General features: G+C 48.0%; 15 protein-coding genes. All 15 read right to left on the bottom strand.

Annotation, left to right across the window (positions count from 1 at the left end; all coding sequences use genetic code 11):
- Position 1 precedes the first annotated feature (1 nt).
- The 15 genes from dxr to Q9R25_RS02525 all read right to left on the bottom strand — a co-directional run bounded on the left by dxr (position 2) and on the right by Q9R25_RS02525 (position 12,663).
- Complete coding sequence (gene dxr / locus Q9R25_RS02595; RefSeq protein WP_196430551.1) at positions 2 to 1,159, bottom strand: 1-deoxy-D-xylulose-5-phosphate reductoisomerase; 1,158 nt, start codon at positions 1,157 to 1,159, stop codon at positions 2 to 4.
- A 14-nt stretch (positions 1,160 to 1,173) separates the two neighbouring features.
- On the bottom strand, positions 1,174 to 1,971 hold the full coding sequence (locus Q9R25_RS02590) for a phosphatidate cytidylyltransferase (RefSeq protein WP_159562101.1): 798 nt from the start codon (positions 1,969 to 1,971) through the stop codon (positions 1,174 to 1,176).
- Between the two features lies 1 nt (position 1,972).
- Entirely contained in the window at positions 1,973 to 2,710 is a 738-nt protein-coding gene (locus Q9R25_RS02585) for an undecaprenyl pyrophosphate synthase (protein WP_159562100.1), read from the bottom strand.
- A gap of 84 nt (positions 2,711 to 2,794) precedes the next feature.
- On the bottom strand, positions 2,795 to 3,355 hold the full coding sequence (frr, locus tag Q9R25_RS02580) for a ribosome recycling factor (RefSeq protein WP_031421698.1): 561 nt from the start codon (positions 3,353 to 3,355) through the stop codon (positions 2,795 to 2,797).
- The gene (pyrH, locus tag Q9R25_RS02575; RefSeq protein WP_015881417.1) at positions 3,352 to 4,077 is read right to left on the bottom strand and encodes a UMP kinase; all 726 of its coding nucleotides are present in this window, start codon (positions 4,075 to 4,077) and stop codon (positions 3,352 to 3,354) included. Before pyrH ends, frr begins: the two co-directional genes overlap by 4 nt.
- A 110-nt stretch (positions 4,078 to 4,187) precedes the next feature.
- On the bottom strand, positions 4,188 to 5,069 hold the full coding sequence (gene tsf / locus Q9R25_RS02570) for a translation elongation factor Ts (protein WP_078146717.1): 882 nt from the start codon (positions 5,067 to 5,069) through the stop codon (positions 4,188 to 4,190).
- Positions 5,070 to 5,186: 117 nt separating this feature from the next.
- Positions 5,187 to 5,927, bottom strand: a complete 741-nt coding sequence (gene rpsB, locus Q9R25_RS02565) for a 30S ribosomal protein S2 (protein ID WP_015881415.1) — start codon at positions 5,925 to 5,927, stop codon at positions 5,187 to 5,189.
- A gap of 152 nt (positions 5,928 to 6,079) precedes the next feature.
- Positions 6,080 to 6,472, bottom strand: coding sequence for a hypothetical protein (locus tag Q9R25_RS02560; protein ID WP_074037229.1), 393 nt, complete (start codon positions 6,470 to 6,472; stop codon positions 6,080 to 6,082).
- A 12-nt stretch (positions 6,473 to 6,484) separates the two neighbouring features.
- Positions 6,485 to 7,255, bottom strand: a complete 771-nt coding sequence (locus Q9R25_RS02555; RefSeq protein WP_159562099.1) for a FliA/WhiG family RNA polymerase sigma factor — start codon at positions 7,253 to 7,255, stop codon at positions 6,485 to 6,487.
- 12 nt (positions 7,256 to 7,267) lie between these two features.
- A complete protein-coding gene (locus Q9R25_RS02550; protein WP_031421691.1) occupies positions 7,268 to 7,753 on the bottom strand; it encodes a chemotaxis protein CheD in 486 nt (161 codons plus the stop codon).
- The gene (locus tag Q9R25_RS02545; protein ID WP_015881411.1) at positions 7,746 to 8,345 is read right to left on the bottom strand and encodes a chemotaxis protein CheC; all 600 of its coding nucleotides are present in this window, start codon (positions 8,343 to 8,345) and stop codon (positions 7,746 to 7,748) included. Before Q9R25_RS02545 ends, Q9R25_RS02550 begins: the two co-directional genes overlap by 8 nt.
- A complete protein-coding gene (locus Q9R25_RS02540; RefSeq protein ID WP_015881410.1) occupies positions 8,335 to 8,766 on the bottom strand; it encodes a chemotaxis protein CheW in 432 nt (143 codons plus the stop codon). The genes Q9R25_RS02545 and Q9R25_RS02540 overlap by 11 nt, the downstream gene beginning before the upstream one ends.
- A gap of 12 nt (positions 8,767 to 8,778) precedes the next feature.
- Positions 8,779 to 10,770 (bottom strand): chemotaxis protein CheA, encoded by a 1,992-nt coding sequence (locus tag Q9R25_RS02535; protein ID WP_159562098.1) that lies wholly within the window; start codon positions 10,768 to 10,770, stop codon positions 8,779 to 8,781.
- A gap of 19 nt (positions 10,771 to 10,789) precedes the next feature.
- Complete coding sequence (locus tag Q9R25_RS02530; protein WP_015881408.1) at positions 10,790 to 11,629, bottom strand: MinD/ParA family protein; 840 nt, start codon at positions 11,627 to 11,629, stop codon at positions 10,790 to 10,792.
- Positions 11,608 to 12,663 carry a flagellar biosynthesis protein FlhF gene (locus Q9R25_RS02525; RefSeq protein ID WP_311282753.1) on the bottom strand — a complete coding sequence of 352 codons (1,056 nt, stop codon included), beginning with the start codon at positions 12,661 to 12,663 and terminating at the stop codon, positions 11,608 to 11,610. The genes Q9R25_RS02530 and Q9R25_RS02525 overlap by 22 nt, the downstream gene beginning before the upstream one ends.

Raw genomic sequence — 12,663 nt, 5'->3', positions numbered from 1 at the left:
TTTATTCCCCACCTTCAATTCCTTGCTGAATCTGTTGACGTACTGCTTGGTCAACTTCTAGAATTTGCGCGAGCGTCGGCTCGGCAATGACCTCATGTCGAGCCATCGCTTCTTCGACGAGTCGTTCAATCTCTAAAAACGTGATCTGACCGTTCAAGAATAGGTCCACTGCCACTTCATTGGCTGCATTCAAGACGGTCGGCATGGAACCACCGGCTCTTCCTGCTTCGAACGCTAACCGGAGTGCCGGGTAACGATTGAAATCAGCCTCTTCAAAATGCAGCTTTCCGATTTCCTTCAAGTTTAACCGCTTATTCCCCTCGATTTCAAGCCGCTTCGGTCCCGATAGCGCATAAAGGATCGGACCACGCATATCCGGGTTTCCAAGCTGGGCCATCACGGCAGCATCTTTAAATTCGACCATCGAATGAATAATCGATTCACGATGCAAGATGACTTCAATATCATTATAATCGATATCGAACAGCCAGTGTGCCTCGATGACTTCCAAACCTTTGTTGAACATCGTCGCCGAATCGATTGTGATTTTTGCTCCCATTGACCAGTTCGGATGATTCAGTGCGTCTTCAACAGTCACATCAGCCAGCTCATCACGTGAACGATCACGGAAACTACCGCCTGAAGCCGTTAGAATAATCTTTGATACATCTTCTCTTCGTTCCCCGTTCAAACATTGATAAATCGCGGAGTGTTCACTGTCGACAGGCAATAGGTTGACCCCATGTTCTTTCACGGCCGCTTTGACAAGATGTCCTGCGGTAACGAGTGTTTCCTTGTTGGCGAGTGCAATATCTTTCCCTGCTTGAATCGCCGCAAGCGTCGGTTCGAGTCCAACTGCTCCAACGACTGCCGTCACGACGATGTCAGCCCGTTCTGCCGTCGCACACTCTTTCAGCCCCTCCGGTCCAATAAAATAGAGAGGTTCATATGTAAGACGTGGCTTCAACTGTTCGAGTACTTCGATACTCGTTGCCGACACATATTTTGGTCTAAGTCGATTGATCCATTCCGTGGCGACATCGACGTTCGTTCCGAACGCATACGCCTCAAGTTCAAACAGGTCGGGGTGCTGTTCGATGACGTCACAAGTTTGAACGCCAATCGAACCAGTCCCACCAATTAAGCTAATTCGCTTCATTTCGACACTCCTTTTTAAAGCAGATTAAACACCCAAATGACGGTAAAGACCGCAATCATACTATCAAACCGGTCTAAAATGCCACCATGTCCTGGTAACAGGTGACCCGAATCTTTGACTCCATACTGGCGCTTATAAGCAGACTGCACCAAATCTCCGAGCTGTCCGACTACCGCCACGACAATCGCTAAAATGACGACCTCAATTATCGGCAAGATCGGATCAATCCAGACGAAGATGATACCGAGTACAATCGCAGACACAATGCCCCCAATCGCCCCTTCAATCGTCTTGTTCGGACTAATCGATGGCCATAATTTGGCTTTCCCGAATGCCTTTCCGGTAAAATATGCTCCCGAGTCCGTCGCCCAAATCATAAACAAGATCAGCAACACTTTCGATAGACCGTCCTCAGAGAGCCGGACTAACGCAAAACTAGAGAAACCGACGACCAAATAGACCGCTGAGACGAAGTAAAAACTAGCGTCTTCATACGTGAACCGATTTTTCGTGACCACTGTCCAAAACAGCAACAGCACGAGCCCTAAGACGAGCCATTGTTCAATCGAGAACGGAAGTTCATCCGTGACAACCTGATTCTCAATCAATAATAAGAGGAATGGGAACGCCACGAGGAGCGCTGTCACCAAGAACGGAAACGCCAACAGCTTATGCTGTCGCATCAACGTGAATTCACTCAATCCGATGAGTGCTAAAATCCCCATCAATGAAACAAATGCATTTCCTCCAAGCGCAATTACCGTGATGAAGATGGCTCCTGCCCATAGTCCTGTAATAATACGTGTCTTCATGTTACACCCCACCAAAACGTCGCGTGCGCGCGTTGTATGATTCAATCGCTTCTACAAAATGCTCACGCTTAAATTCCGGCCACAATACTTCTGTGAAATGAAGTTCAGCATATGCGCTTTGCCATAATAAAAAGTTAGAGAGTCGTTGTTCCCCGCTCGTCCGAATAACGAGATCCACGTCTTGAACGTGTGTCATGAGTCGTTCACCAATCATACGGTCATCGATATCGTCTGCCTGAACCAAACCGGACTGAACGTCTCCTGCAATGCTGCGCATCGCTTGAACGAGCTCATCCCGTCCCCCGTAGTTGAGTGCGAAGACAAGATTCAACCCTGTGTTCGCAACGGTCCGTTCTCTCGCCTCGTTAACGGCTTCTCGTGTCTCTCGTGGGAGTTTCGACGTATCTCCCGCAACGAGCACTCGTACATTCTGTTCGTGGAGTTCTTTCAAATCGGTCTCCAAAAACTGTTTCGGTAGTTTCATCAAGAATGAGACTTCCTCTTCCGGACGAGTCCAATTCTCTGTAGAGAACGCATAAAGCGTCAGAGACCGAATCCCGAGTTCTTGTGCTGTTCGTACCGCTTCCCGGATGGACTTCATCCCTTCCCGGTGACCCATGATGCGAGGGAGACCACGTTTTTTGGCCCAGCGTCCATTTCCATCCATAATGATGGCTACGTGCTCAGGAACACTTAACTCCGCCTCGATTTTCGTTTTAGGATTCACCCATTTAAACATTCTGTTATCCTCCTGATTGTATGAAAGAAGGACCCTCTCAGAAAAAGGGTCCCCACACAGCTTTTTGGTATACCACTTCCGTGATTACACTTCCATGATTTCTTTTTCTTTAATTGCTGCAGATTCATCAATCTTCTTGATATACGAATCCGTCAACGTTTGAACGTCATCTGCATATCCGCGGAGATCGTCTTCTGTTAACTCGCCATCTTTCTCGAGTTTCTTCAAGTTTTCATTTGCGTCACGACGAACGTTACGGACAGCGACTTTCGCTTCTTCTGCGTATTTTTTCGTGACTTTAACTAATTCTTTACGACGTTCTTCCGTCAATGCAGGAATCGCCAAACGAATGACCGTACCGTCAGATGATGGAGACAAGCCGAGGTCTGCCTTTTGAATCGCTTTCTCTACTTCAGAAACCATTGACTTATCCCATGGTTGAATCAAAAGTAGGCGCGCTTCTGGTGTATTGATGTTTGCCACTTGATTGAGTGGTGTTGGGACACCATAGTAATCAACTTGGACAGGATCCAAAATCGATGCGCTGGCACGGCCAGTGCGAAGCGTTCCAAAATCACGTTTAAGTGAAGAATGCGCTTTTTCCATTTTTTCTTCAGCTGTTTTCAATACTTCTTTGACACTCATGAATTGACTCCTCCTACTACCGTTCCGATATGTTCCCCGAGAACGACACGTTTAATGTTACCTTCTTCAAGCAATGAGAATACAATCAATGGAATGTGGTTGTCCATACAAAGTGACGTTGCTGTCGAGTCCATGACTTGAAGTCCATCCTTTAAGACGTCAAGATAAGACAACGTATCGTACTTCACTGCCGTCGCGTCCAATTTCGGATCAGCTGAATAGACGCCGTCCACATTGTTTTTACCCATTAAGATGACATCAGCTTCGATTTCAGCCGCACGGAGGGCAGCTGTCGTGTCCGTTGAGAAATATGGGTTTCCTGTGCCGGCCGCAAAGATAACGACGCGTCCTTTTTCAAGATGACGCATTGCGCGACGACGAATGTATGGTTCAGCAACTTGTCGCATTTCAATTGATGTTTGGACGCGCGTTTGGACACCGTACGTTTCAAGGCTATCTTGAAGAGCAAGTGAGTTCAATACAGTTGCGAGCATACCCATGTAATCTGCGTTTGCCCGATCCATCCCGAGTTCACTACCCGTCTTTCCACGCCAAATGTTTCCGGCACCTACAACAACGGCGACTTCTACACCCATCTCGATCAATTCTTTAATTTGACTTGAGATTGAGTTTACAATGTTAGGGTCGATCCCGTAACCTTGATCTCCAGCGAGCGCTTCTCCACTCAATTTTAACACAATTCGTTTATATTTCGGTTCCATAACTTTGCCTCCTCTTGCTTGAAAAAAGGGAACACGCTCCCTTAACGAACTAACTCAAGGTTATACAGACGTGTTCCCATTTTTAGTTGCATCACTGATTGTGACACAGATTATTTTTTAAGTTGGTTCATAACTTCTTCAGCAAAGTTCTCTTCACGTTTCTCCATACCTTCTCCTACTTCGAAGCGTACGAACGAGTTGATTTTTCCGCCTTTTGATTCTACGTACTTACCAACTTTGAAGTCGCTGTCTTTTACGAACGTTTGGTCAACGAGGCAGATTTCCTCGAAGTACTTGTTCATACGACCAGCAATCATCTTCTCAACGATGTTAGCAGGCTTGCCTTCGTTAAGTGCTTGCTCAGTCAAGACTTTCTTCTCGCGGTCGATTTCTTCAGCTGATACTTCATCGCGTGTCGCGTAAAGTGGACGTGCTGCAGCAACGTGCATTGCAACGTCTTTAGCAACTGTTTCGTCAGATGTGCCGTCGATTACAACGACTGACCCGATGCGACCACCCATGTGGAGGTACGTACCGAATACTGCATCGTCAGCTTTTTCAAGAACAGCTACACGACGGAGTGAGATTTTCTCTCCGATTGTCGAAGCTTCTTCTTGAATGTACGTTTCAAGTGTTTTACCTGCTTCGTACTCAGCCGCGAGTGCAGCTTCTGCAGTTGTTGCGCCTGATGCGAGTACTGCTTTTGCTACGTTGTTTACGAGTGTTTGGAACTTCTCGTTCTTCGCAACGAAGTCTGTTTCTGAGTTGATTTCGACGAGCACAGCTTTGTTGCCTTCAACTGCTACTGCTGTCAAACCTTCAGCGGCGATACGATCACCTTTTGCTGCTGCTTTAGCGATTCCTTTTTCGCGAAGGAAGTCGATTGCTGCTTGCATGTCACCGTCTGTTTCAACGAGTGCTTTTTTGCAATCAAGCATTCCTGCTCCTGTTTTTTCACGAAGTTCTTTTACCATTGCTGCTGTAACTGCCATCGGAAATTCCTCCTTGTAAAACTAACGAATTTTAAGAAAAAGCACAGGGCTTTTTGATTACATGTCCTAAAAAAAGGTGATAAAAGGCTTTCCCTTTATCACCTATTGTCTCACTGATTACTCAGCTTCTGTAGCTTCAGCTTCTGTCGCTACAGCTTCTTCAGCAACTTCTTCTTCACCTTGCTTCGCTTCGATGATTGCATCTGCCATCTTAGAAGTGAGCAATTTAACTGCACGAATTGCATCGTCGTTCGCTGGGATTACGTAGTCGATTTCGTCTGGGTCACAGTTTGTGTCGACAATCGCAACGATTGGGATGTTCAATTTGTGAGCTTCCGCAATTGCGATACGCTCTTTACGTGGGTCAACGATGAAGAGGGCGTCAGGCACACCAGGCATATCCTTGATTCCGCCGAGGAACTTCTCAAGACGAGTCATTTCTTTCTTCAAGATGATGACTTCTTTCTTAGGAAGTACTTCGAACGTGCCGTCTTCTTCCATTTTTTCGAGTTGCTTCAAGCGGTTGATACGCTTTTTGATTGTTGAGAAGTTAGTGAGTGTTCCACCCAACCAACGCTCGTTAATGAAGAACATTCCAGAACGGATTGCTTCCTCTTTGATTGTATCTTGAGCTTGTTTTTTCGTACCAACGAAGAGGACGTTTCCGCCTTCTGCCGCGAGTTCACGAACAAAGTTGTAAGCTTCGTCTACTTTTTTGACCGTCTTTTGAAGGTCGATGATGTAGATCCCGTTACGCTCTGTGAAGATGTATTTCGCCATTTTTGGGTTCCAACGGCGTGTTTGGTGACCGAAGTGTACACCAGCTTCAAGCAATTGCTTCATTGAAATTACTGCCATGATAAATTTCCTCCTTGTGGTTTAAAAAAGTCCTCCGCCTCGTTCATTGTTGTATTCCGACCTTTCGGCACCGAGGAATATCATCCCGAGACGTGTGTGATGTGTTTAACACCGAGAATTACTATAGCATATGTCACGAAATCCGGCAACTCTCACTTTTTACGAAGTTTCGCATAAAGCGCAAGCTCGCCCTCGCCTTTTCCGAGGATACGGGCAGCGTCCCGCACGGAATGTCGCAACAAGACATCGTCCACGTCGATTGACGCGGACGGGGTCGTCTCTTCTGTCGCCTCTACGACCGTTTGGACGGACTCATTGACAGGGAGCGATGAAGCTTCTTCCTGTTGAACCACGTTCGAACGTTCAACGGGTTCTTGAACAACGAGGTCGTTCATCGACTCCATGAATGAAAGAAGCAACGTTTCGGTCTCTTGCTTCTCTCGTTCGAGCCGTTCGACTCGTTCCTGAAGCGCTTGGACTTGTCGGTAGCCGAATAAAAAACCGTAAGCAACCAAACAAGCTGTGATCACATATACAATATACACTTGTTCATCTCCTTACGATGTCTTTTCTTCTAAATAGGACCGACCGAGCGCGTGTTTTAATGTCTTCAACGCTTTGGAATGAATTTGCGAAATCCGTGATGTTGACAGTTCGAGCACTTCCCCAATCTCCGTCAACGTCAGTTCGTCAAAGTAAAACAAAGAGACGACGAGTCGTTCTTTTTCGGATAAATGGTCGACTTCTGCTGCCAGCACATCAATCAATTCGCGTTGCAACAACGTATCTTCTGGCTTTTCAGAATCCGGGTCGAAATACGTGACAGACATGACTTTTCCTTCTTCTTGCAACGTCACGGCCTCATCAATCGACAACATATTGGCAAAGTACCCTTCCGCCATCGTTCGTTCGATTTCTGCAATCGGTAAGTCGCATGCCGAAGCTAACTCGCTCTTCGTTGGAGCACGATGTAACGACTGTTCAAGCTGTTCTGCCACCTGATCGATTTTTTTCACTTTTTCTCGAACCGACCGAGGTAACCAATCCACTTTTCGTAAACCGTCGATAATGGCTCCACGAATCCGAAACGCAGCATACGTATCAAATTTATTATTGTGCTCTGGATCATATTTCATAAGGGCATCGTACAATCCCATGTAACCCAAACTTTTCAATTCGTCGCGTTCGACGCTCTTTGGAAGCGTCACGATCATCCGTTGTACGTGGTAGTGGATGAGAAACTCGTAATGTGCTAGTAATTCGTTTGCTGTATCCATATCACGGTCCATATTCCAGCGATCCCACAACTGTGTAAGATGAGTCGTCATGTCGATCCCCCCTTATAGTTCTTTCGTACCCACGCTCACCGTCCGAATCGATAAGACAGATGTTGCGACATCAAACTCGATTGTCCGCCCGTTATGTCCGCCACAATCTTCTGCCACGAGCGGAATACGATGGACTTTTAATGCTTGGCGGATGGCCTCGGCGTTTCGCTCACCGATTCGCATCGCCTCGTTCTCATATTTAAACTGAAACATCTGAGCGCCGCCTGCCATCTTTGCTTGAAGCCGTGTGGCCCCTTCTCGTTTCAATGAATGCACGAGTGTATCAATGGCTGTATCTGCGTATTTTCCTACTTCAATCGTCTGGTTCTTACGAGCAATCGTCGAGTCCGGCAACATGACATGTGCCATCGCTGCCAATTGGAGGCGGGTGTCATATAAAATGACACCCACACATGACCCGAGTCCGGCTGTACGTAACCGATTTGGTGCGGTCGTCTGCTTCCATTCGGCAATGCCGATTTTTAATACATCAGCCATTGCCAAGCAACCGTTCTTGAATCCGTTTGAGCGACCCATGTGTTGGTAGGAACAACACATGTCCTGCACTTACTTTTTGATCAATCATAAATGTCGTGTCGATATAGAGCGCCGCGTCTTCCTCAGGTTGTACAGACGTGACGACAAATTCAACAATCGAACCTGCCATATCGATGGCCGTTGCCGGCACTTGAATCATAATCGGTGTCTGTAACCAGTCACCTAGCGCTCGCGCATAAGCACCGCTCATAATATTCCCGACCTCTTCCCAAGCCGATTGGCCGAGCTCATCAAAAGAATCAAATGAATATGGCATCCCAATCAAGGTCGAAACCATTTGCTCGGCATCTTCCACGGCGAACAAAATGAGGATCATTCCACGAATATCACCATCTAATTCCAACAAGACCGAGGCAACATGTCGTTCCGGACCGCCGACTCGCTCTGGTAAATAGGTGATCGGTTCCATTTCGGCAGAAGACACGGTAATGTTCACCGGTTTCGAAAGCATTGCCGACAAGGCAGTCGCCGCATGTCCAGACCCTATATTTCCCAGTTCCTTTAACAGGTCTTGTTCAAACTCACTCAGCATACTGTTCCTCAAACAACGCATTCGCATCGAGTAAAGAGAAGAGTTTATCTTCTCCTTTTGCGATGGCTGTCAGATGTGCCGAGAGCATATCGCGACTCGATTCCGGAATCGGTTCGATTCGTACTTCGTCGCTTTCCACGACCTCATTCGCACGGTCGACGATAAATCCGGCATCTCCTTGATTCAACGAGGCGATCAGGATGCGCGTTTCATCCGTTGGTTCGATTTCTTCGTAGCCGAGTCGCAAGCGAAGGTCGATGACCGGCGTGACGACACCACGAAGGTTGATGACCCCTTTCACATGTGACGGTGCGTTCGGCACTCGTGTGATCGGCTGAAGTCGCTCGATTGAACGGACCGACTGTACGTCGATCCCATACGTATTTTCTTCAAGTGAAAAGACTACCCATTTCTGTTCCATCAATATTCCTCCTTAAAAGAGATCGTTACTATCTACGATAAGGGCGACGCGACCGTCACCAAGAATGGTCGCACCAGAGATAGCTGGAATCCCTTCAAGATACGTACCGAGCGGTTTCATGACAATTTCTTGTTGACCGATCAAATCGTTGACGACGACGCCGACGAGTTTGTTGCCTTTTCGAACGACGACGACCGGGAATTGCGACTTCGTCTCTGATTCGATGCCAAACATTTCTTTCATGTAGACGAGTGGGACCAGTTGACCACGGAAGTCGAAGACTCGCTCACGGTGTGCTGTCAAAATGTCCGCTTCATCAAGTAATGTCGTCTCAAGGATCGATGTCAATGGAATCGCATACGATTCCTCTCCCACTTGAACGAGCATCGCCGAGATGATAGAGAGGGTGAGCGGTAAGCTGACCTGGAACTTCGTGCCTTGTCCCCCAACCGTCTCTAGAGAAACGACCCCACCGAGTGACTCGATTTTATTTTTGACGACATCCAGTCCGACACCGCGTCCTGACAAGTCAGTGACCACGTCTGCCGTCGAGAAGCCCGGAGCAAAGATCAGCATCGCCAATTCGTTCTCAGACATCGTCGTCGCTTCTTCATCTGTGATCACGCCGCGCTCCAACGCTTTCGAGCGAACCTTGTCGACGTTGATGCCGGCACCGTCGTCCTCGATTTCAATGAAGACTCGGTTTCCGCCGTGATACGCACGGAGTGCAAGCATACCCTGCTCCGGTTTTCCGGCTTGAAGACGTACTTCCGGACGTTCGATGCCGTGATCGATGGCGTTACGGATCAAGTGGACGAGCGGATCGCCAATTTCATCGATGACCGTGCGATCGAGTTCTGTTTCAGCACCTGAAATGTCCAACTGGACTTTTTTATGAATCTCTTTTGCGACCGAACGCACCATTCGTGGGAAGCGATTGAACACTTGTTCGATTGGCATCATCCGGAGGGTCAAGACGAGTGATTGTAACTCGTTCGTTCCCCGCTTGATTTTTTCGACCGTTTCATTCAATTCTGGTTGACCGACTTCGTCCGCCAGGCGCTCAAGGCGTCCACGGTCGATAATGAACTCTTCAAACAAGTTCATCAGACGATCAATTCGTTCTAAGTTAACGCGAATCGTTTTTGCTTGTGCTTGAGCGGCTACTTGCTCTTTCGTATCTTTCGCTTCTTCCTTGTCCGAGGTAGCTTGAACGACAGGTTCAGGTGCAATCGTCTCCGCTGTCACAGCGACTTCTGGCTCACTGACCGCTGTTTCTGTAAACGCATTGACTTCGACGCGCTCCACTTCCGATACTTGAGCGATGGCATGTTCAATCACTTCTGCCGTCTCTTGTGACAAGAATAAGACGTCGAACGACAAGTCAAATTGCTCTTGTTCGATTTCTTCTGTCTCCGGATGTGTGCTGACGACCTCACCTAGTTCTTGAAGGCGATCGAATACCATATACGCACGGGCCGCTTTCAAGACGACCGCGTCAGACAGTTTGACTGTGATTTGATACGCCTCAAAGCCTGTCTGTTTGGCTTGCTCGATGACCGAGTTCGTATATAAATCAATCTCAAACGTGCTCGTCTCTGAAGTTTTTTCGACTGCGACTTCTTTCCCACCGATGAAGGATTGGAATGCGGCGACCGTTTCTGATACATCCACGTTCGCGCCTTGTCCTCCGCTTTCGATGTCCGCAATCATGTCTTCCATCTGTTCCATGGCGATGAACATCGTATCCAACAAGAGTTGGTTACTTTCCTTTTTGCCGCCACGGACGAGGTCGAGCGCGCTCTCCATCTCATGTGTCAAGTTGGCAACGCGTTCGTACCCCATCGTCGAAGACATCCCTTTTAGCGTGTGTGCCGACCGGAAGATCTCCTGTACAACATCCGCCCCACCCGATTGTTCTAATTTAAGTAACTGTGTGTTGATCGATTGGATATGTTCTTGGGATTCATCTAAAAACAACCCTAAGTATTCATTCACGTCCATCTCATTTGCCTCCCTGTCGTTATACTCGGTTCCACTGTTTTCGTAAGTTCCCCATCAAACGGTCCATCAAGTGACGTGGTTTCGGAGGCGTACCCGTAAGCGTTGTCAAAATTCGTTCGAGGCGCCAGCTAATATCACTCTTTCGGTTGTATTGATAAAACGGGACTTGGGCGATGACTGCCTTTCTGACAGATGAGTCGTCTGGTAGAAAGCCGAGGAATCGAATCGTCTTATTTAAAAACTGTTTACATGCGACTTCCATCCGTTCGAAACATTGAAGGGCTTCCTCACCGGACTGGGCTCGGTTGACGATGACGCCAAGCGGTAAGTCCGGGTACTGATGGTGCACCAGTTTCGTATATGCATAACCGTCCATTAGCGAGGTAGGTTCTGGAGTCAAAATCAAGAACATCTCATCGCAACCCGCGATGAATTGGAGTGAGGTGTCCGTCGCTCCAGCCCCCATATCGAACAGGACATAATCATATTCGGTCAATACTTCGAGTTCTCGCATGAGAAATTGCATGTCATCATCTGAGAGATGGACGAGTTGGTCCTGCCCACTCCCTCCATGTAATATATCGACACCATATACATTTTTCTGAACAGCTGCAGCCAATGGAATACGAGCTTTGACGGTCTCGATCATCGTTCTGGACTTCATGGCATTCATCAAGATGTGCACATTGGCCATTCCGATGTCGAAGTCGACAATCAACACTCGTTTTCCGAGTTCAGCTAGGGCGATGGCCGTGTTTACACAGACGTTCGTCTTTCCGACCCCACCTTTCCCACTCGCAAAGGCGATTGTCGTCGGATGGGCATCATTGATAGCTCTTAAACGCCTTGCTTGGTCCATCTTGCCCACCCTTCTTTCTCAAACAGTCGTTTCGTCAACGCGTCCGCTTGTCCCCGAATCAGATCGTCCGGCACTTCTTGGCCGTCTGTCATCCAGGCGACCGGAAGACCGCTCTTTTTCACCATGCGGTACATCGCGTGGATATCACTTGTCTCGTCCGCCTTCGTAAAAATGAGTGAGCTAAGAGGCAATGATTCGAATTGCGAATAGATCATATCCATGTCCTTCGTTTTGGATGTCAAACTCAAAACGAGCGAAAGGCTTGTTTCAGTGAAGTCGTGATGTTCATGAAACTGTTCGACGTAAGCCGGATCGCGGAAATTTCGTCCCGCCGTGTCGATTAGCACGATGTCTTTACGAGCAAACAATTGCTTGGCACGCTTGAAGTCATGAAAGTCATATGCCACTTCCACCGGAATACTCATGATTTCAGCATACGTCTTCAACTGTTCGATGGCAGCGATTCGGTACGTGTCGGTCGTGATCAATCCGACCGTTTTGCCTTCCGTCAGTTTAAAGTGCGCCGCAAGTTTGGCGAGCGTGGTCGTCTTGCCGACCCCCGTCGGTCCAACGACCATAACATATCGTTTAGCTTCAGGCGGTTCAATGAACGACGATTTGACTTGTTCGTACACGAAACGTTCAGCTTCTTCTACAGATTTTGTCGTGTAGTATAGTTCGTTCAGCGTTTCCTCCCACGACTCATCCGCAAAGGATTCAGTCGAGAGCAGCGATTCGACGTGTTGCAACGAGGCGTGTAGTCTCGGTCCCGCTCCTCCGATCACACGTGGTGGCGTCTGCGTCACGACAGGTGGTGTTGGTGCTGTCCGAACAGGGACAGGCTGTCGTGGCTTTGTGACGACTTGCTCTTTTTCGAGGGCTGCGATGACCTCCACTTGCTTTGACGCAAAGAGACCGAACCATCCTGTCTTCACTTGTCGTGAGTTGAGGATGACCGCTTCGTCTCCGAGCTCTTGTTTCACTTTCGCCATCGCATCAGCCATGGTCTTCGCCGTAAACTTTTTAATCTGCAT

Source organism: Exiguobacterium sp. BG5(2022), from assembly GCF_031844365.1.
Classification (GTDB): domain Bacteria; phylum Bacillota; class Bacilli; order Exiguobacteriales; family Exiguobacteriaceae; genus Exiguobacterium; species Exiguobacterium profundum.
This window is presented reverse-complemented; position numbering and strand designations above follow the sequence as displayed.